Source organism: Streptomyces sp. NPDC091287, assembly GCF_044768525.1.
GTDB lineage: Bacteria > Actinomycetota > Actinomycetes > Streptomycetales > Streptomycetaceae > Streptomyces.
In genome coordinates, this window is sequence record NZ_JBIVUV010000020.1 from 171,159 (window position 1) to 193,693 (window position 22,535).

5 protein-coding genes are annotated in these 22,535 nt (G+C 73.5%); all 5 read left to right on the forward strand.

Going from position 1 to position 22,535, the window contains the following annotated elements:
* Positions 1–113 precede the first annotated feature (113 nt).
* On the forward strand, positions 114–590 hold the full coding sequence (locus ACIQRW_RS30540; RefSeq protein ID WP_403766265.1) for a type VII secretion system-associated protein: 477 nt from the start codon (positions 114–116) through the stop codon (positions 588–590).
* Positions 591–643: 53 nt separating this feature from the next.
* Positions 644–4,264, forward strand: a complete 3,621-nt coding sequence (locus ACIQRW_RS30545; RefSeq protein WP_403766268.1) for an AAWKG family protein — start codon at positions 644–646, stop codon at positions 4,262–4,264.
* A gap of 106 nt (positions 4,265–4,370) precedes the next feature.
* Positions 4,371–4,826: a YbaB/EbfC family nucleoid-associated protein gene (locus ACIQRW_RS30550; RefSeq protein ID WP_403766271.1), complete on the forward strand. Its 456-nt coding sequence runs from the start codon at positions 4,371–4,373 to the stop codon at positions 4,824–4,826.
* Between the two features lie 2 nt (positions 4,827–4,828).
* A complete protein-coding gene (locus ACIQRW_RS30555) occupies positions 4,829–5,197 on the forward strand; it encodes a hypothetical protein (RefSeq protein ID WP_403766274.1) in 369 nt (122 codons plus the stop codon).
* Between the two features lie 114 nt (positions 5,198–5,311).
* Positions 5,312–22,519: a hypothetical protein gene (locus ACIQRW_RS30560; RefSeq protein WP_403766325.1), complete on the forward strand. Its 17,208-nt coding sequence runs from the start codon at positions 5,312–5,314 to the stop codon at positions 22,517–22,519.
* The last annotated feature ends 16 nt before the right edge of the window (positions 22,520–22,535 follow it).

The window sequence follows — 22,535 nt, forward strand, 5'->3', positions numbered from 1 at the left end:
GGAGGGCGGGCCCCGGCCTTCGTGCGTGCGCCCCGCCCGCGCGCGGCCACCGAGCGGCTCCCCGCCCCCGTTTCCCGTAACCCTGTCCCGCTCCGACCGCAGGAGGACGCCTCATGGCCGGTGAGAAGGCCGACGTCAAGCATTTCGACCTCAAGCAGATGGAGAACTTCCGGGACAACGAGGTGCACCCGGTGTACGTGAAGGCGAAGCAGCACCGGGAGGACGGGAGCGGTGAGGAGGGCGAGGCCCACATCCGGCCCCTCGGCCGGCTCATCAAGGGCTACACGACACCGGACAACCTCGCCCAGGACCAGCAGATCCTGCGACTCGGGCTGATGAACACCGAGAAGCTGGTCTCGGGACCGACGCTGATCGAGAGCGTCACCACAGCCGCGACGGCCCTCGACAAGCTGCTCGGTGACCAGATGGACCTCTTCAAGGAGCTCAAGGAGGCCCTCACCGACACCATCGAGGAGGCGGAGAAGACCAAGAACAAGAACCTGGACGCGATCGACGCCCAGACGCTGCTCCAGACCTTCGAAGAGGTCGACACGCTCACCAGCGGGTCCACGGGCACGGAAGAGAAGTAGCACGACCCGCGCACGCCGGCGGCGAGGACGACACATGACCAGAGGGGTGCCCGGTGGCCGACCAGTACGACGATGAATCCAAGGGCAACGTCGACAAGTACAGGGAGACGGACGCGGCGTCCTCCGACAACTGGGCGGAACTCGTCAAGCACCTCACCGGCTACCCCGTGCCCGATCGCTCCACCATCTTCGACACGCTCCGCTCCGACCACGGCGGCAAGCTCTTCCGGATGGACATCAAGGAGCGCAGCCTCGGCCTGCTCGTCAAGGACTCCGGCTTCCTGCAGAACAAGGGTCAGGACTACGACATCTGGTTCTTCGACAGCGGAAAGAAGAGCTCCATCAAGCAGGCCCGGATCGTCTTCGAGGGGCGCGTGAAGTCGGGTGACGAGGTCATCTTCGCCGGTACCGACTCGACAGACGTCGAGGACGTGAGCGTCCGTGAGGGCAACGAGTTCACGGACTACAACAAGGACAAGATGAGTACCATCCCGCTGGCCCGGTACATGAACGGGCCGCGGGCGGCGCTCCTCGCCCTGCTGCGGGGCAACAGCGGGGACGGCCGCTTCAGCGGGGAGGGGGCCGGTGACAAGGGCATCGTCGACCTGGACACCTTCAACAGGACCGGTGAGTCCTTCGACTACGCGGCCAAGTTCTTCAAGGACCAGGCGCCGCTGCTCAAGGAGTGGGAGGAGCGCTTCGGCCGGGACGACGCCAGCTGGAAGGGCGAAGCGGCCGAGGTCTTCATCAGCCTCATCAGGAAGGTCCGCGAGAACTACGACAACTACGTGGAGACCTTCAACAACACGGCGGGCACCGGCGACCAGAACGGCACCGGCTCCACCGTGTACTCCCGGGCGCTGTCCCTGGGCCGCACCCACCTGGAGGACGCGGCCCGCACCCTGCTGGACAAGTGGCTGACCTGGGCCCGGTCCGACTACTACGACCCCCACCGGGTCCTGCGGTACGTCCTCGACGACCTGGCCCAGTGGGTGGACGCCAACAACGTGGCGAAGACGGACATCCAGTCGTACACCTCCCGGTACACCACGTCAGTCACCCATAAGCCGCAGCCCGGCTTCACCCAGGTGCACCCGGACTACGGAGACCTCAACGACATCGCGAACTGGGCGAAGGTCGGCGACAAGGCGGTCGACATCTGGAGCCGGGCCGTCGACGAACTCCTCGTCGTCCCCGCACGCGAGGTGCAGTCGAAGCTCAACAACCAGTTCCTCTCGCTCTCCGACGACTTCACCGAGAACGTGCCCGAGCCCAAGTCGACCAGCACGGCGGGCGAGGAGTACGAGAAGGAGAAGCTGGAGGAGGAGAAGGAGAAGCTCGACGAGGAGAACGAGGAGAACCGCCGGTACCAGGACGAACTGCGTGAGGAGCAGCGCCTCCAGCGCGAGGAGGACAAGAGGCTCCAGGAGGAGATGCGTGAGGAGCAGCGGCTCCAGCGCGAGGAGGACAAGAAGCTCCAGGACGAGTTGCGTGAGGAGCAGCGGCTCCAGCGTGAAGAGGACAAGAAGCTCCAGGACGAGTTGCGTGAGGAGCAGAACAACCAGCGCGACGAGGACCGCCGGTACGCGGACGAGCTGCGCGAGGAGCAGCGGCGCGAGCAGGAGGAGGCCAAGCGGGAGGCCGAGGAGCAGGCCAAGCAGATGGAGGAGAGCCTCGGCAACATCAACGGGCCCGGCGGCGGGGGCGAGCACCTCGGCGATCTCGACGAACTGCTCAACCTCAAGCAGGACGTTCCGGTGACCGAGAGCCTCGGCGACCTCGGCGGCCTCAACACCCCCGGTCCCGGCGGCGGGAACCCCCCGAGCCTCGACGATGTGAACAACGCGGTGTCCGAAAACCTCGGCAGCCTCGGAGACGTCAACAACCTCGGCAGCCTCGGAGACGTCAACAACCCCGGCAGCCTCGGAGACGTCAACAACCCGGGCGGCGAGAACCAGCAGGCACCGGTCGGCGGGCCCCTGCCTGCCGGCCAGAACTTCGGCAACCTCGGCAATCTCAACGGGCCGGGCAACACGAAGAACCCGGCCGACGCGGCCAACGACGCGATCACCCAGAACCTGGGCGGCCTCGGGAATCCGAACGGCGCGGGCGGCTCCCTTTCCACTCCGACCGGCGGCAGCACCCAGCTCGACGGTTCCGGCCTCACCACCGACTTCCCGGACGGCAGCAGCGCCTCGTTCGACCCGGACAGCGGGCTGCTCACCACCACGCACCCGGACGGGAGCGTCACCACACAGGGCCTGGGCGACGGCGTCCGGGTGACCAACCCGGACGGCTCGGTCACCTCTCTCGGCGACGACGGCAAGCTGACCACCACGTTCCCCGACGGCACGACGCAGGTCGTCGACCCGAGGTCCGGCCAGGCGACCTCCACCGCGCCCGACGGCACCGTCACCACCGAGAACCTCGGCAGCCTCGGGGGGCTCAACGACCCGGACGGGACGGGAGGCCCGGGGGACCTGGGCAGCCTGCGGGACCTGGGCGACCTCGGCGACATCAACGCCGACCTGCCCACGGAGTCCCCCGGTGACCTCGGCGACCGGGAGACCGTCAACGACCTGGGCGACCTCGGGAACCTCAACACCGACGGCGCGGGCCTCACGTCCTCCACGGGCAGCGTGACCGGACTGGAGAACGGCGACTTCGCCACGGTTTTCCCGGACGGCGGCAAAGCGGTCTTCGACCCGGACACGGGGCAGCTCACCAGCATCGCTCCGGACGGTTCCAGGGTCACCACCGACCTCACCCACGGGGCCGACGTGACCAACCCGGACGGGTCCGTCTCCTCGCTGGACAACGGCCGGTTCGTCAACTCCTTCCCCGACGGTTCCCGTCACTCCGTCGACCCCGACACCGGCCTCACCACCGTCACCGACCCGCGGGGCGGGACCGGGACGGTCACCCTCGACGAGCTCAACTCGCTTGGGAACGACGGGAGTCCGGACTTCCTCGACGACCTGCGGGACCTCGGACAGAACCGCGACCTCGGCAACCTCGGCGACCTCAACGGGAATCGGGACACCGAAGGGCCCGGCACCGGCCGGGACCTCGACCTCGATGCCCTCCGGGGAGTCGGTGGCAGCGGCAGTGCGGGCGGGGGCGGCGACGGGGTCAACACGCGGGACGTCTCCTTCTCCGACCTGGGGCTCGGCGTGGCCCAGGCCGGCGCGGGACCCTCCGGCGGCGGCCTCCCCGGGGCGGGCCTCTCGTCCTCGGAGATCCCCGGCCAGGTCGCCCCGCTCTCCGACAGCGTCTCGGCCGGCGCGGCGACCCCCGGTGCCGGCGGCAGCGGCCCGGGCGCCCCCGGCGCCCCGGGCACGCCGGGCAGCCCCGGTATGCCGATGGGCGGCGGGATGGGAGGCATGGGCGCGGGCGGCGAGAAGGGCAACGGCGAGCGCGTGCGCGCCGTCCTGGTCGACGCGGCGGAGGAGAGCGAGCGCCGCAACCGTCGCCGGCGCAGCCCGTGGAACCGTCAGGAGGACAGCGACACCTTCCTGGCCCCCGCCCCCCGGGTGACGACCACCGGCGGCAACTCCCCCGAGGAGGAGGCGGATCAGGAGCGCAGGCCCGCCACCTCCGCCGACTACCTGGAGGAGGACGCGGACGTGTGGGGCACGGAGGAGGGCGGTACCCCGGCCGTCATCGGCAGGTGAGGGGCGCTCAGGGCCGTGTTCCGGGCCCGGACGCACCGGCGGGACGCGGGGGCCGTACGGTCGCCCGTACGGAGGAGAAGACCGAGGCAGAAGGAGGGAAGCGGGCGTGACGGAACCGCTGGAGAAGCGCCTGGAGAAGGCCATGGCCGAACTGGAGGCGGCCCAGGAGGCGGTCGCGCGCACCGAGCGCGAGCTGCGGACGGCGTCGTTCGCCGCGCTCTCCTCCGACCGCGCGGTCCGGGCCACCGCGGGCCCGCAGGGCGAGCTGACCGGGATCGAGTTCCTGGAGAACAAGTACCGCGACATGTCACCGCAGGAGCTGGCCGCCAGCGTCCTGGAGGCAGCGAGCGCGGCACGCCTGAAGATGAACCGGCATGTGATGCGGGCGATGGCCCCCTTCGCCGAGCCCAGCAGCAACGTCCCGGAGCTGAAGGGATTCGAGCTGGACTGGGAGCGCATCTTCGGCCCCGAGGTGCTGCGCGAGGACGACGAGGATCCGGCACGGGGCGGCCCGGCCACCCCCGTCTGGCGGGACGCGCTCGGCGACGAGGGAGAGGACTGACGATGGGACAGCGGTACTACGTCGACCCGCACCGCATCGAGTCCCTGGCACGCCAGTTGGAGGAGATCGGCACGCTCACCAGGAGCATGACCGAGGAGTTCCTCGACGAGCTGGCTCCCACGGTCTCGTGGCCCGGCACCAACAGCGAGTTCTCGGAGAAGGCCAAGCCGCAGGAGCAGAAGGAGCGGCAGACCACCAAGGACACCATGCTGTCCATCCGCGACGCGCTGGTGGGCATCACCGACGCCACGGTCAGCAACGTCCGGATGATGAAGGACACCCGCGACCGCAACATCGACGAGATCGAGCACGGCAACAGTCGCCTCGACACCGATGGATTCGACGGCCCGGGCGGGCATGGCCGCCGCTGACCCGCGCGGCGCGGGCCGCTCCCGTACGCGATCGGGAGCGGCCGCTTCGTCCTGCCCGGGCGCCCCACGAGGGAGCCGTCGGTGAGCATTCAGGTCTCGCCCGAGGTCAACGCCATGATCTTCATCCTCACCGGGGAGAAGCTCATGGATGCCGACGAGGATCTCGCCTTCGAGAGCCGTCGGCCCTACTCCGGCCTCGGGCGCAAACTGGAGCGGCTGTCCTCGCTGATCGACAAGTCGATCCACGACATCGGTGAGTCCATGCCGGACGATCTCGCCACGTCGTACGGCCGGGCGATGGGCATGCTCGTCGACGACGGCGGCAAGAACTACCTGCGCGACTTCGCCGAACAGCTCGACAAGATCGCCGAAGGCCGGCGCAAGACCTCCATGGACATCATGGAGTCCAAATGGCAGGTCATCGCCGAGATCATCCGGCTGCTCATCGAGATCGCCATCTACCTGGCGATGTCCTTCTTCACCGGCGGCGCCTCGGCCAGCCAGATCATGATGGCCAAGCTCCGCAGCCGCTTCTTCATCCTCACCACGCTCAGCCACCTGCTCCAGCGGCTGCACCTGACGCCCTCCCTGACCGAGGCGTTCGCCGAGGCGTTCACCACCTTCGCCGTGCGGCTGGCGATGATGAACTTCGCCCCGGACGGCCGCCGCCCCGACGGCATCGACTGGAGCGACATCGGCAAGGCCGCGGCGTTCGGCGCGGCGGCGGGCTTCTTCACGAGCGTCTTCGACAAGTTCGCGAAGGACATCGTCAGGAGCTTCGACGGCAACTTCCTGAAGAACGGCCCGGACTTCAAGAACAACCCCAACCCGCGGGACACCCCGAACCCCGACCTGAAGAACAACGGTCCGACCCCCAACCCCGACCCCAACCCCGACCCCCGGCCGAACCCCGACCGCGACAACCTGCCGGACGACCGCCCCGACCCCGGCCCGTCCGGGAACGGCCCCGTACCCCCGCCGAGGCCACCGGTCACCTTCCGGGACGGCCCGCTCGCCTTCCGGAACAACCCCGATCTGTGGCGGAACAACCAGATCCTGCGCTACAACGCGGACCGGCCGGGTGCGCTGGCCGGGCACTACGGGCTCAAGGGAACGGCCGACTTCCTCGCCGCCGGGTCCGGCGAGGCGCTCGCGGAGATCCTGATCAAGGGCGCCTTCGACGGCGACTGGTCCACCAGCTGGTCCACCTTCGTCGGCGCGGGCATCAGCAGCCAGGTCGAGTCCTCGCTCACCAGCACCGCCCTGAACAGCGGTGCCGAACTACGCCACGCCATCGACAAGTTGCGCGACCAGCCGCCGCCCACCGTCTCCGGCGGCAGTGACTCCGGTACGCGCGGCTCCGGGGACTCCTCCCGTACCGCTGACGGTCCTGACCGTACCGACGGCCCCTCGCGGTCGGACACCACGGGCGGTGAGCCACCCGCACTCGGCGGGCCGCCGCCGGTCGTCCAGCAGACCACCGGCCAGGGCGCTCTCCCCGGCAGCCAGTCGCCGCCGCCCTACGTCGCGCAGGACCCGCCGCCGTACGTCCCGGTGGACCCGCCTCCGTACTCCCCGGGTCCGATGCCCGTGACCGCCGCCGAGAACGGGCTGTGGCAACAGATCCACCAGGGCCCCGCCGAGATGCGCGAGCAGGCGCTGCGCGACCTTGCCGCCGTACGGGGCGGCCTGCCGCCCAGCAGCACCGAGACCGGGGTGCGCGACAGCCTGAACACCCACCTGTCGCAACTGCCCGAGGTCCGGGTGGTGCCCACAGGGCACAGCCCCTCGGCCCAGGTGGACGCCGAGGAGATCCGCAGGGCCCTCGGGGGCTTCGGTACGCCGGTGACGGTGGACCCGCCGATCGGCGGTGGTTCGGATGCGCGTGATCCGGGTCAGGTCGGCGGCGCTGCGGATGTGAGTGATCGAGGTCAGGGCAGCGGCGGTCCGGATGTGAGTGATCGGGGTCAGGGCAGCGGCGGTCCGGACGCGCGCGAGGTGCGGGGAGGGGCCCCGCCCGTCGTCGCGGACCCCGCGGCCGGCACCGGGGCGCCTCCGATGACGATCGTCGTCTCGGAGGTGCCGCCACCGGCCGAGGGGTCCCCGGAGGCCGCCGAGTTGCTGGACGGCGCCGGGGTCGATCGGGCCGTGGTGCTCGGTCCGCCGGTCGCGCCGCTCCCGTCGGACATGACGGGGGAGGCAGGAGAGCCGGTACGCGGCGCCGTGGAGCTGACCCGCCACGGTCCCGGCGATCCGGTCCAGGTCCGTCCGCTCACCGGTCCGGAAGGCACGGTGATGCCGGACGGCACGGCGGGGACCGCGTTCCCCGGCGCCGACGTGTTGCTGCCGCTCGCGGCCGCTCTCGGCCCGCCGCCCATCGCGTCGGCCTCTCCGCCGCCGGTCGTCCCGGCGTCCCCGGTCCCGGTCCCGGCCCCTGTCACGCCCGCCGGGCCGACGCCTGCCACGCCAGTCATATCGCCCGCGCCCACGTCCGCGCCCACGTCCGCGCCCGTGACGCCGGCGACCCCTGCGCCGGCCGCGTCGGCCGCTCCGCCGCCCGGGGAGAAGCCCACCGGCAAGCCGGTCGGCGGCGCGTTCGCACCGGGCGACCCGGACCCGCTGCCCGTGAAGGTGGTTTCGAGCGAGCCGACCCCCGTGACCGGCACCGAAGGCGGCGCGGACGTCAAACCGCCGATCGTCACCACGAGCGACACCGCGCCCGCCCCGGACACCAAGCAGACGCTGTCCACGGCGACCGACAACCCCCGCACCGCGACCGACGTCCCCGTCGCGTTCAAGCCGGCCACCCTGTCCAGCCCCTGGACCGAGACGGCCACCGATCTGCTTCTGGAATCGGGGCGCGGTGACACGACCACCCCCGCTACCGGCACCGGAACGGGGGGCGGCGAGCCCCCCACGGACCAGGTGCGGCCGGGGCAGCCCGAGACGCTGCGGGACTTCCTGCCGGAGAACGAGTGGTGGCGGTACTACATCGACCCCAAGAACCACGACGCCGCGCTGGCCGCCTTCCCTCACGACCCCGGCTCGTACTACGACCACGACCGGTCCCCCGGTTTCCAGGCGGGCATGGTCGCGGCGTACACCCAGTTCCTGGGCGACCCCGACACCGTCGCGGCCCCCATGGACTCGTCCGCGTACCGGGCCATGCACGGTCTGGCGACCGGCCATCTCGGCCGTACGATCGGCTGGTCCGGCGGTGGGGCCACCCAGTTCCCGCTGCGCGGTGACGCGCTCGCTCCCGACATCTTCGACGAGCGCATCGGGGGCCAGGCCCTGGTCTACGACATGACCACGCACAACTGGGCCAACCCCCTGCCCTCACCCCGGCCGGTCACCATCCTCACCCGCTTCATGCACAGCAACCCCTCGCTGGCGACCAACTACAAGAAGGGCGCCGCCGCCGACCTCGTCGACACGCTGTTCCAACAGCACTACGCGCGGGTCGGCCGACCCGACGCCGACGACGGAGCCAAGCTCGCCTCCATCGCCCGCACCGTCCGGGCGCTGCACGTGGTCCACCCCTTCCAGGACGGGAACCTGCGGTCCAACGTCCAGGTCCTGCTGCCCAAACTCCTTCTGGAACAGGGCTTCCGGCCCGTCGTGCCCGACACCATGTACAGCCTGTTCCAGGGCGGCCATTCGGTACCGCAGATGGTCGATTCCCTGGTTCGCAACGGGGCCCTGGACACCGTCAGGCCCCGCCCGGTCCCCGAGCAGGCCGCCATGGACCCGCACCTGGAGTCGGGCGGCGGCACCATCGACACCACCGGGGGAGACAGCCCCACGCCCCCCGAGGGGCAGCCGGTCGTCACCACCCTGAGCGGCCACGCGGTGCCCTTCGCGCAGCTGCGGCGCTGGGTGCCGGACGGAGCACACCAGCCCCGACCGGGCCGTGCGGTGCGGACGTTGACCATCTCGCAGAGCCCCGCCGAGGACGGTACGGGACAGAGCGCGGGGCGCCGTGCGCTGCTCGGCCAGGACACCTTCCGCGGCGTGCGCACCACCTCCTCCGGGGCCCCGGCCCCGGGGGCCACCCCCTCCGAGGCCCCGCCCGCCCCTCGTACGGTGTTCACCGGACCACCGACCGCGCTTCCCGGCTCCGGAACCGGGCGGGGCGCCGACTACTTCGCGGGCCACGGCACCTCCCGCACCGTCACGCTCGGCACCGACGACCCCGCACACCCCAGCGTGAAGGTCAGCGGGGTACAGCTCGGCGAGGTGCTCAAGTCCTGGGCAGAGGAAGGAGATCAGGACCGGCCGCTGGTGCTGTTCTCGTGCGAGACCGGGCGACAGCCGCGGATCGCGGGTCTGCCGGTGGCCCAGCACGTGGCGAACCGGACCGGGCGCCCGGTGTACGCGCCGACCACCGAGGCGGGCACGGCCAAGGACCGGGACGGCAACGTCCGCGCGGTGCTCACCGACGGCCCGGACGGGCCGGGTCGGTGGCGGCTCTTCACGCCGGAGCCCGGTGGCGCCGAACTGGACGCGCTGGCACGCGACGCCGGGCTGCACGCGGGCCCGGACCCGGCCGACGCCTTCGCCCGGGCCCGTACCCTCCAGCAGATCCGGACGCTGCGCGATGTGCTCGGCACCGACGTCGAACAGCGTCCCGGCAGCCGTGAGCTGCTCGCCGGTCTCGCGTACGTGGACGGCCTGCGCTGGCTCGATCAGGACACGGCGGCCCGCTACGGCGACGGTCGCATGACCCCGGACCTCCTGCGCCGGATGGTCGTCGACCGGCGCGGCGCGATGGGCGCGACGACCGTCGGCAGGGAGACAGCCCCGGCAGGCACCGCCACCACCACCGGGAACCCCTCGGCCGACCCCACCCCCGAGGAGTACCGGCAATTCCTGCGCGCCGCGGCCGAGTTGCGGGCCACCGCCGGCCCCGACACCACGCTCGACGCCCTGCTGCCCCCGCCGCCCCCCGAACTCCCGCCGACAGCCCTGGTCTCGCCGGAAGACGTGGCAGGCCTCACCTACGCGCCCGCCGCGCGGATCACCTGGTCGCTCTCCACCGCGCCGCTGCCCCTCTCCGACCTGGCGCTCAGCCCCGAGGACACCGCCGAACTGGCCCGCCGACGACCCGATCTGGCACCCGCACAGAGCCGACCGGAGAGCCTCGCCGAAGGTCTGACCCTGCTCAGCAAGGACCCGGTGACACCCGGCCCCGCGGACGCCGTGCGCGCGGACGGGCCGGCCTTCCGCCGGCTGCACACGCCGGGCGGCGGCGACTGCCTCTTCCGGGCGCTGCTCGACAGCGCGCGCAGCCGGCCCGTGCCCCCGGCGTGGGCCGCGCGGGACGTCACCCGGCTCCGCGAGCTGCTGCGCGACCGGCTCACCGGTTCCGAACTGCTCGCCACGGCGGCCGAGGCGAACCCCGATCCGGTGCTCGCCGTCGTCGACGACCTGCGGATGACCGCCCTCGCCGGGGTACGGGACCCGGGCGCGCAGAGCCGGATCACGCAGCGCTGGGACCGGATCGCGCAGGCGGTCGTCACCGACGGAGACGGCCGGCGGTGGCGTCGGCTGCTCCGGGACAGTGGCTACCCGCACCTCGCCGAGGTGGCGCCGACCCCCGCCGACGCGCGGCGGCTCGGCACCGACGGGCTGATCCTCGCGGCGGCGGAGCGCCCCGCGCTGTGGGCGTCCCCCTTCGCCGACGTACTCCCGCAGGCGCTGGCGCACACCCTCGGCCTCGACCTGCGCCTCGTCCAGCCGGACCCGCGGGCGCCGGGGAGCACCTTCGTCACGCCCCTCAACCCGGGCGGCCGGGGCGAGGCCCTGCACCTGTCCTACAACGGCACCGACCACTTCGACGCCCTGGTCCCCGCATCGGCTCCCTTCACCCCCACCCCGGCACCCGTCCTCGCCCCCGCGCCGGCCACCCAGGACCCGGTCGGCTCCGACGTCTTCGGGGAGTGGCTGCGGAGCATGGGCGGGATCACCGACTTGGGCGCCCCCGGTGCCCCGACCCCGGACCGCGGCGATCCCGTGCCGCTGGAGACCCAGCTCGAACGGCACCGTCCCGCACGGCTGTTGACGGGGGAGAACGCCCGGCCGCCGGGTCCGGCCCCGCGTACCGTCACCTTCGAGGACGGCGGTCGGCTGCCCACTGTCCTGATCAGCCCGGACGCCGATCCGGGCGACGGAGGGCCGGGCTCCACCACGGCCGCCGCCCCCCGCGCGGGGCTCCTGAACGGCGTCGGCGTCCTCACGCTCCGCTCACCCGATCAGGTGGCGCGGGAGATCCTCGCCAAGCTGCCCGAGAAGCTGCGCGCCCAGTTCGACGAGGCGGAACTGCTGCGCCTGCTCACCGATCAGCCCGGCGCCTTCACCGCCCCGCGCGGCGCCCGTTTCGTGGGCCGGGAGAAGTCCGGCGTCGGCCACGAGATGACCGTCGAGGCCATCCCGTACCACCGCTGGCAACGCTTCTCCGACGTCGACGGCTCCACGGTCCGGGTGGACACCATGCGGCGCGGCCAGGCCGGAACGGGCGGCGGGCGCAGCGTCGGCGTCGGGCGTCGGGTGGCCGCCGCGGTGGGCATGGGGCCGCCGCTCAACTGGATGCTGAAGATCGGCGTCTCGCTGGGCTGGAGCCGCCGGACCGACTACACCCTGGGCACACAGGCGTACCTCCAGTCCGAGTACCGGGCGGTGGACGGCTCGCATCTGCATCTGGACGATGTCCACTACCGGGTGCGGGTGGAACGCGTCACCGAGGCGCCGAAGACCACCGGGCCGGACGCCACCTCGCCCGCGACCGCCCCCCGTTGGCGGCGCACCCCCGTGCACACCGCGACGTTCGCCGTGCGGGACGGGCTGAGCTGGCGGTTGCCGGACGATCTCACCGTGCCGTTCACCGGGCCGAAGCGGGCCCCGGAGACGCTCACCTTCCCGGACGGCGTCGAGCCACGGGTCAGCGACACCACCGCACTGCATCTGACGGACCCGCCGGAGGATGTGGCGCTCGCCATCTCCGGTGCGCGTCCCGGAAGTTCCGCGCACCGCACCCTGGTCTCCTACGTCCGGCCGGGTCGGCTGCACGGTCTGTTCGGGCGGTTCTCCGGACCGGTCAGCGGGCCCGAGCTGACCCGTGGCAGCGGCCGGCACCCGCTCGGGCACCTCGTCGTCGAGCGGTCCATCCCACACCGGGCCACCCTGGTCACGGAGTCGGTCAAGGCGGAGGTGCGCGACCTCGCCCAGACCACGTACCAGAACCAGCGCGCCCACGTCCGTGACACCCGTTTCGGTGTCCAGGTCACCGCAGGCCCCAACCACACCCTCATCGGCCCGGAGACCGACGTACGCCTCCAGGGCGGCCCGCTGGTCCGCGCGGACCTCAGCACCGGCCGGGGCCACTACCTCGGCAACGACGCGGCCCGCAAGGTCACCGGCCGCGTCCGCAACCACCCGCTCGCGCTCTACCGGGTGGAGCGCACCCTGATGGTGCGGAGGGCCGGTGAACCGGCCTCCGCCGCCCGCCCGGTCCGGGTGGTCAGCCTGGACTGGATCTCCACCCAGGACGCGCGCCGCCTCGCGGGCTGGGACAGCCGTACGCCCGGTGCGACGGGCCCCAACCCGGACGCCGAGCCGCCGGTGCCGTGGTACCTGACCCGCGAGGACCCGGTGCACCTGGGCGGCCAGGTCCGCGCCGAGGGGTTCCGGCCGGACCAGCGGCCTACCGCCCAGCCCGGCCAGGACGGGCAGCCGGGCCGGCAGGACCAGCCGGGCAGGCAGAACCGGAACGGGCCACCGCTTCCGGCTCCCGCGTCTTCCCCCGCTCCTCAGGACCCCCTGCGGGCCTTCGCCGACACGGTGCTGGACACGCTCCACCACTCCTACCCGTCCCTCTTCGTCCCGCCGTTGATGCTGCGACACCCTCGACTGGCCAAGCTCTGGTACGGCGACGGGCGCGTCCGGACCGCGCTGCACAACGACCGCCAGGTGCGCGAAGCGCTCAACCGGCCCAGCCTGGCGCAGAGTCTGGACGACCTGACGACCACCGGGGTGCCGGTCACCCTCACCGAGGACGGCAAGGTGCGGCGCGGCCACCACACCCTGATCCTGCGGGCGCGCCTCACCGACCGGCGGTTCGAGACCACCATGAGCGAACGCTCGCTGCGCAACGCGGTGATCGGAACCGAGGTCTCCGGCCAGGGGCAGCAGGCCTCCACCACGCTCTCCGCCGGTGTCGAACTGGGCATCTCGCCGCGCGACCACGACAAGGCGCCCGAGGCCGGGCTGCCGCGTCAGACGGGCAACGTCTCCCTCGGAGCCCGTTACGCGAAGACCGACACGAAGGCCACCCGGAACACCGTCGCGGTCACCCACGACCAGCTGACGTTCCAGAACGGAGCCGACCTCTACAGCTACCGGGTGGAGCTGGGCGCCACCTTCGAGGGCCACCGACGCCCGCGCGGCTGGGCCCGGCTCGCCTCGGTCGGTCTGCTGGGCGCGGGCGTCTTCGTCAGCAAGGTCGAGGAGCGTCCGCTGTTCAGCCGGGGGACGGAGACCGTGGGCCGGGTGGAGCTGGCCGTGCCCGCGGCGCACGGCTCCGACCGCTACGCCCCCACCGACCCCCCGGCCGCAGGTCCCGCGAACGGAGCGGCGACGTCGACGACGCCCGCGCCCACCACCGCACCGCGCCCCCTCTCCTCCACCGAGGCGGACCAACTCCTCGACGGAACACGCCCGTTGCCTCACGGTGAGTCGTCCGACCGGCAGCTCGTCCGCAGGCTCCTGAGCTCCCCGCACGTGGTCCTCAGCACCGAGGGAGGTCAGCAGCGTCAGCGGCTCGTCCAGGACACCGCCGACCGCGCCTCCGGCGCCTCCTGGCACGTGAGCGCCCCCGGCGCCCCGATACGCACCGCCCTGCGCCGGGCGATGGTGGATCTCAGCATCGCCGGACAACTCGGCCAGTACCTCGGCCCGTTCGGCTCCCGCATCACCGGGCTCAACGGTGCGGGGCCCTTCTCCACCCACTACCTGAAGGCCGCGGTCCGCGGCGAACTCAGCAACGTACGGGTCACGAGCGAACCGAAGCCCGGCAGCCTCGAAGCCACGATCGGCAACGAGCACCGCGTCGCCGGCAACTCCAGCACCGTGTCCCGCACCACCCTCGGTCTCCAGGGCGCCACCATGCCGTTGCAGCAGGCTCCCGGGGAGCAGGCCGTGGTCGGCTCGTACGCGACGGCCCTCCAGTACGCCTGGGGCAAGGGCCGCAGCGCCTCGGGGACCCTCACCCGGGGCCGCAACACCACCCTCTCCTACGCCGGGCGGATGTACCTGGTGGTCGCCGACGCCGCCGAGACCGTCGCGGTACGCGACCGCTGGACGGCCGCGATGGGGACGGTCGGCACCCGCGCCGGGGCCGGGATCAGCGCCGCCGCCGGGCGGATCTCCGAACGACTCGGGCGGGGTCTCGCGCCGCGCCGGGCCGCCGCCGCGCTCCAGCGCATCCGCGACGCGGTGATGTTCCACCTGCCGTTGCAGGACGCCATCGAGGCCGGGCTCGCACCGGACGGCCTCGGCACCACCACACCGGGCAACCTCGGCGGCGGCTACCGGCTGCCCCCCTTCCTGCGCGGTCGCCGCTTCCCCTCCCACCCCAGCGGCCAGCTCGACGCGAGCCGGGCGGCACAGCGGCTGATGGGGCAGCTGGAGAAGGCCGGCGTCCCCTCGCACGACCGCGAACAGGTACTCCAGCGCCTCTCGCCGGACTTCCTCCGCTCCCACCTCCACGAGCTGACGACCGACGGGATGACCCTGCCGGTCCGCTACCGCGCCTGGTCCCGCCCGCACCACCTGCCGGTCGGCGGCAGCCCCGGACAGCTCCGGTTCACGCTGACACCGGTCACGACCACCGTGGAACGGCTCCGCACCGGCTACGAACTGGAGGACTACCGCACCACGGCCCGGGACGACGCCACGGGCACAACCCAGGACCGCGGGGCCGACGTGACGCTCAGCGCGAGCCAACGCGCGGCGGGCAGTGGCGTGCTGGTCGCCAACCCGGCGCTCCAGGGCACCGCGGCCAAGCAGCGGTCGAGCACCCGGACCGAGACCACCGGCAGCACCGCGATGCCGAACATCGCCACCACCCAGACGCACGCCGAGATCGTCACCTCGTACACCCTGACCGTCACCATGACGGACGCCTCCGGCGAGCCGCTCGGCCCCACCGCGACCGCCCCGGTCGGCAGCCTCAACGAGATCCTCCCGACGAGCCTGCTCACCCCGGACGGCGACGGCGCCGACGGCGCGCTCACCGAACAGGACGTCCCGGAACCGGAGCGCGCGGTCAGGCTGTTGACGGCCCCTCAGGCGCAGCCGGACGCCATCGCGAAGTGGCGTCGCCCCACCGTCGGGGACACCGGTGCCCCCGACCCGGACATCCTGGCCGTCGATGACCGGCTCGGCTCCGGCATCCTCGCCGTGGACATGCTCGGCGCGGTCAACGTACGGGACGCCCTCACCCTCGCCACCGCGCGAGCCGGCGGCTCGCCCGGCGACAGCGACCTCGGCCGACGGCACACGGGAGGGGTGCTCGCCGAGCGCGTGCGGATGGCCCGCCACACCCCGCTCACCGGCCTCGGCACCGCCCCCGCCCAGGCCCAGCAGGAGGCCACCACCCAGGTCGGTCTGACCGCCGGATTCCGCGAGGCGCTCGGCGCGGACGGTTCGCCGCTGCCCACCCAGTCCTCCGCCCACCTCGTCGGCCAGTCCCACACCGCCGACTCCCGCCTCTACGCGAGGATGCACCGCCGGGGCGCCCGCCTGCTCGCCGTGGAGAACAAGCCGCGCATGGAGGCGATGCGGCGACGCAAGACCTCCGACGCGCTGGAGACGGGCATCGCCGACAACGTCGAGGGCGCGGTGAGTTCGTCGCCGATGGCGGGCAACAGCAACGCGGGGGTGACCAACCCCGGCGCCACGGTCCCGATCGGCGGGGCGAACGACGGCACCACGCTCAAGGGCGCCACGGACACCACCCTGGGCACCCACGTCAAGGTCGTCACCGACCGCAGCATGCTCTTCGCGATAACGGTGAGCTGGCTGTCGGTGGCCGAGGTCGACCACCGGTTCACCGACAGCCGCCCGGTGCAAGCGCTGGGCAAGCCCCGGCGGGGCCCGCGCGCCGCCGAGGCCGAGACCACCGCCCTGGTCTGGCTGCGCGAGGACATCGCCCGCGACCACGGGCTCCTGGACGACACCACGTTCCCCGACGAGGCCCGCACGGCCTGGGACGACCAGGCCAGGGCGGCGGCCGACCTCGCCGCCGCCGAGAAGAACTACTACGACGCCCGTGCGAAGGCCCGGGAGGCCTGGCTCGACCTGGGCGCGGCCGAGCGGGCCGCGCTCGGCGACGGCCATCCCGACCGGGCGACCGTCCTGCCCCGGTCCATGGACCGGTCCCCGGCCGTCGCCGCCTGGCGCACGGCCCGCGAAGAGGTACGCCGGTGGGGGCGGCACACCGACGTCGCCGCCGCGGACCACCACCGCCTGCACCTCGCCGCGACCCGCCTCACCGCCCACCACCAGGGTTCGTTCTCGGCCGAGGTGAAGGACCCGCCGCAGGAGTACACCGCCCCCGACTGGCGCTCCGAGGCGCCGGAACCGTACACGATCACGGAGGCCACCGACTCGGCTCCCCGCACCCTCACCTCGCCGGACGGCACCACGGTGCGCGAGGTGCACGCCGTGCCGCACGACGGTGCCTCGTTCTTCCACGCGCTGCTCGCCGTGGCCCGGGACGGTGGACGCCTTCCCTACCTCCTCGGCACCGACCTCGCGGACCGGTTCGAGGCCGGCCCCGCGGATCCTGCGGTCACGGCCGAGGCCGTCGCCGCCACGCGCGACCGTCTGGCCTGGGCGTTGGCCGACCACGGCAACGAGGATCTGCTCGACGCCCTGGCGCTGGACGCCGCGGACACCTTCACACAGCACGAACTCGCCATCTCCGGCGTGGAGTTGACCGCCGCTCAACAGGCAGAGTTCGACGCGCTCGGCCGTCTGCCGCAGACGCTCTGGCCGACGCCCGAACAGCGGGTCGCGCTGGCCGTCGTGGCCCTGTTCCGACCGTTCGCTGCCGAGCCGTCGGCAGCGGACACCACGGACCGGGACGCCGGAGAAGCGGCCCCGCCCGAGCGCCGCGCGGGCGACCACGGCGGCGCCGACCTGCTGCCCGCGCTCGCCGCCCGGGTCCTGGGGACCCCACTGACGGTGGTGACGGGGGAGGGCCGGCAGCAGCTCTTCCTCCCGCACGGCGCGGACCCGGCGGCGGTCGACGCGGCCACCGATCCGGTGCTCCTCGCCGAGGAGGGCTTCTTCCACGCCACGCTCCCGGCCGGCACCGCGCCCCCGGTCGCGACGCCGCTGCCGGCGCCCACGACGACGACCGCGGGCACAGGCACGGGCACGTCCACGGAGACGACCACCTCCACCCGCACGACAACCACGTCCACGGCGACGACTCCCGCGAAGCCCCTCACCCACCGCAGCCACGCCACCGCCCCCTGGCTGCCGCCCGCCGACGCCACCGGTCCGCGCTACCGCCTGGACCGGGACGGCGTACTCACCGCCCCCGACGGCGCGACCTACACCCAGGGCACCCCTGCCGGGCGGGGCAACGGCTTCTTCGGCGCGCTCTCCACGGCCCTGCGCCAGGCCGCCGGGCAGCCCGGCCCGGACCGCCAGGAGGCCTCGCGGCTGCGCACCCGCGCCGGAGCGTCGCCCGCCCAGCTGATGCGGCTCAACGGTCTGCCCGGCAAGCCGGCGGAGCGCGACGCGCTCTTCATACCTCCGCCCCTCCGCTCCCGCCCGGGCGCTCTCGCGCCGAGCCAGGACGCCCGCGACGGCCACCTGCGCCGCCACCTGGCCGAGGCCCCGTGGGGCCCGGACGCCGACCGCGCGGTGGCCGAGTGGGCCGCCGCCGCGACCGGTGCCACTGTCACGCTGATCGAGGAGAACGGCACCGCCCACACGTACGCCGGCCCGTCCGCCGACGCCCCCACCCTCCGGCTCCGCCGGCGTGGCGGCGACTTCGTCCCCCTGCTCCCGCGCACCCCGGCTCCCGCGCCGAAGACCGGGAACCCGGTGCGGCCCGACCCGCTCGCCCTCCCGCTGCCGCCGTCCCCCACCGCCGGCGACCACCCCGGGCTGCCGGGTGACGTCGAGGCGTACGAAGAGGCGTATGAAGAGGCGTACGAACTGAGCACGTTCTCCGGCGCGGGCAACCGGCCGGACACCGGGACGGACTCCGAGAACGGGGGCACGGACTCCGAGGACGAGGGCACGGACTCCGAGGACGAGGTCACCCCTGCGGCCTGGGCCGAACCCGCGTGGCTGAGCACGGTGTTCGGCCCGCAGTGGAGCAGGGCCCCGCGCCCCCGGCTCCAGGAGACCTCCGAGGCGCTGTACGCGCTGGTCGAGCAGGCGGCGGGCGGCCGTCCGCCGCGGGCCGGGCTGGCCGACCTCACCCACAAGGTCCTGCACCTGCTGCGGCGGGCCCGGGTGAGCTCCCAGGACGTGCTGGATCTCGGAGCACTGGCGCTGGAGGCGTCATCGGACGACCTGGAGAGTGCCGAGGACCTCGCCGCGTACTTCATCGACCGTCAGATCGAGACCCGGCGGGACGCCCTGGCCGAGGAGACCCTGCTGCGCACCGGAGACCGGAGCCCGGCCGGCCGTGACTTCACCGGGACGGGCCAACGCCTTCCGGAGCTGGACTCCTACCTCGCCGAGCGCTCCGGCGTCGTCGCCCGGCAGCCCGCGCCGTGGCGCAGCCCGTACGTGATCGTGGCCGAGGAGGCCGACGGCGGTGGCGTCGAGATCGTCACGCCGTGGCGGACCTTCGTGGTCCGCGACGCCGTGGAGATGGCCCGGATCATCTCCTACGACTCCCGGCGACCGCGCGGCGCGGACATCGTCCTGGTGCTTCCCGCGGCGTTCGCCGCGCAGGTCGCCAACCTGGTCTCCGGCACGACGGCCCGCCCCGTGCGGTACCCGCTGGGCCCGGCCGAGGTGGCCACCCACCCCACCACCGGAGACCGCCGCCTGGTGCTGCACCGGAGCCCGGGGGAGACCGGGCCGGACTGGGCCGCGCCGCCACCGCCGCAGGACCGCGGCCTGACCGGCGCCCGCGATCTCAGCAGCGACAGCGACAGCGACCAGGACACCGGCACCGAGAGTGACAGCGGCTCCACCGACGACGGGGACGCGGAGTTCGACCGGCTCGCCGACCGGGCCCAGTGGGAACGCCGGATCGCCGCCCTGCGCCCCCGGCCCCTGATCACCCGCGACTACCGGGTCGTCGACGAGAGCGGCACCGGGGTGCTGTTCACCGAGCCGCGGCCCCGGGCCGTCGGCGAGGTTCGGGCCGAGGACGGGTCCGACGCGCCCGCCCTGGTCCTGCCGCACCAGGACCAGGGCGTGGTCCACGCCGCCGACCGGCCGCCGCTGCACATCTCCGAAGACCGGACGCTCGCCCTGCACTCGGCCGGCGACGACACCACCGGCCGGAGCAGGCAGGTGTACGCGACCCGGGCGGCGATCGAGCGTTCCTCCGCGCAACTGGCCGCCACCGGTGCCGGGGTGAGGCTGGTGGCCGACCCCTCGGTGCGCGTGCTGCTGCCCCGGGAGGACGGCTCGACGGGCGAGCCGCTGTTCCGGGTGGAGCCACGGTTCCTGACCGCATCCGGCACCTCGGAGCACGCCTTCTCCCGGGACTTCGCCCGGATGGTCGCCGGTGCCGAGGCCCCGCCGCTCTCCCACATCGCCTTCCGCGGCCCGGACGGCACCGTCGCCACGGCCCCGGTCAACGGACTGCACGGCCGGGAGGTCACCGGCACCCACCACCTCGCCCAGGCCCTGACGGAGGTCGCCCGCGGCGCCCGCCCGGCCACCGGCGTCACCCCTGACTGGGCGGCCCGCCGGGCGAGCTCGGACCCGCGCTTCACCGGCGGCGTGGTGGGCGCGCCCACCCCGGGCGAGCCGTACGGCCGGGCCCTGAGCCACACGCCGGACAACACGCTGCGCGGGCCGCTGAACACGGCCGCGGCCCGCACCGGGGTCAACCAGTTCGCCTGGGCGGAGGTCGGCGAGGGCTATCTGATCCAGTCGGTCAGCACCACGAACGACGGCGGCGCCCAGCTGTTCACCCACAACCACGCCAAGCCCGGCGACCGGGTCGGTCCGCACGCCCCGTACCACTTCGCCCAGGTGGTGCTGGCCAGTGAGGACGGCACCCACCAGATCACCCTGGAGAACGAGACCCACTCCCGTACCGACATCCCCGCGGACCGGCTCGACGACATCGTCGACGACAACCTCGACCGCTACGACGCGGACGAACTCGGCCGACTGGCCCAGGAGACCGACCGGCGCGCCGAGGAGGCGCGGCGCGGCGGCGCCGACGCGGCGGACATCGCCCGGCTGGAGGGCTTCGCGCGCGCGGCCCGGGCACTGGCCGGCGTCCACGAGGCGGAGCAGGTCCGCTGGTACTTCGCCGAGGACCGCCCCGAGCACGCGCCGGCCCAGCGCGAGGTGGACCAGGCCCGCGCCCGCGCCCGGGACGCGGTCCGGGCCGCGGCGCCGGTCACGGACGTCAAGGATCTGTGGTTCTTCCGGGCGTACAGCAAGCGCCCGGGAGAGTCGGCGCACGCGGTCAACGCGGCGCTGCTGTCGGAGGGACCGTCCGCCGTCTCCAACCCGCTGACCACGGTGGTCCTGCACGGGCACACGCCCCGCCCGCACCAGCGGACCCTGCGGTTCGCGGAGCAGCAGCACACCCCGGCGCCCGACGCGGACGAGAACCTGAACGCCCTGGCGCTGGCGCTGGTCCGGGCGGGCCTGTGGAACAGGGCCAACGGGTTGCCTCTGCCGACGGTCACCGTCACCGGGCACGGCAACCGTTCGCGGGCCAGCGGCCGTAAACGGGCCGAGGCGGTCACCGACGCGCTCGGCGACCGGCTCGGCCGGCTGCTCAGGACGTTCCAGGAAGGCACCCCCGGACCGCACGTCACGCTCTCCGACTTCCGGCTCACGCAGGACGCGAAGCGGGTCCGCGGCGCCACCGACCCGGACCGGGGGCGGGTGGTGACGGTCGACATCGACGACCGCCGCCACACCCCGGCACCGCGTCCGGACCGCCCCGAACCCCTCGGAGAGGCTCCCCGGCCCGGGACACCCGCGCTGCCCCGCCCCGCCTCCGGGCCCCCGGCCGAGCGGCCCGGGAGCGCCGGATCCGCGTCGCCGTCCGGCCGCGACCGGTCCCGCACACCCCGCCGGTCCGTGGCGACGAGCCCCGACCGCGGTGTCGAGGTGCCCGCGTGGGTCCGGGCCCGCATCCGCTACGCCGAGGAGTCCGTCGCCTTCGAACGGCGCCTGGCCGAGCACCTCGCCGAGAACGAGGCGGTGACCGCGGAGTTCCGGAAGATGGCCCGCGCCGCGTGGGAGCGGGCGCGGCAGCAGTTCCCGCGCCACCTGGCCACGTTCGGCAGCGAGAACCCGAGCCTGGCGGGCTCCGTCGGCACCGACAGGCCGGCACTCCAGCAGGTGCTGCGGAGCGGGAATCTGCGCGAGCTCGTGACCTTCCTGTTCCAGGGCATCTCCAGCGACCTGGTGCCGGAGATGCTCGGCGGCCGCGAGGACCAGCACCCGGAGATCGAGGCGGAGCGGCCCAGCCGCCGGCAGGCGGAGGGCCGCGCCGAACTGGAGCGGCTGGCCGAGGAACTCCGGCCGGACGACAGCCTCTCCCCGCAGGAGAAGCAGGCGGCGCTCGCCCGGGCCACGAGGGCCCTGGCGGTCCAGGCCCACCCCGACGACGTACGCCCGCCGTTGAGCCGGGCGGAGCGCCCGTACGCCGTCAACGCGTACGGGCTCACCTGGATGCCGGCGACGTCGGTGTACGACCTCGCGATGAGCTCCGGCTTCCAGGGACTGTCCGAGGACTCCGGCGGCCTCGTCGCGACCGGCACCGCGGGTTCGACCTACCGCTTCCTGGTGCACGCCGCCCGGATGCGGGACCGGTGGGGGATCGACCTGGACCTCGGCCTGATCCGGGCCGGCATGCTCGCCACCTCGATGTCGACGGGCCACCACTCGTTCCACGAGGTGATGCGCGGCGCCCAGTTGGCGCTCGACGGCATTCCCGGTCACGACCCGGCACTGGACTACCAGGACAACTGGGGCCGGTACTGGCACGTCCACCCGCTCACCGAGCAGGAGCTGCGCGACCACGTCGCCCGGGACGGGCTCTTCCCCGACGAGCACGCCCGGGCCCTGCTCGACACCCGATGACAGGGGTGGCGGCCCG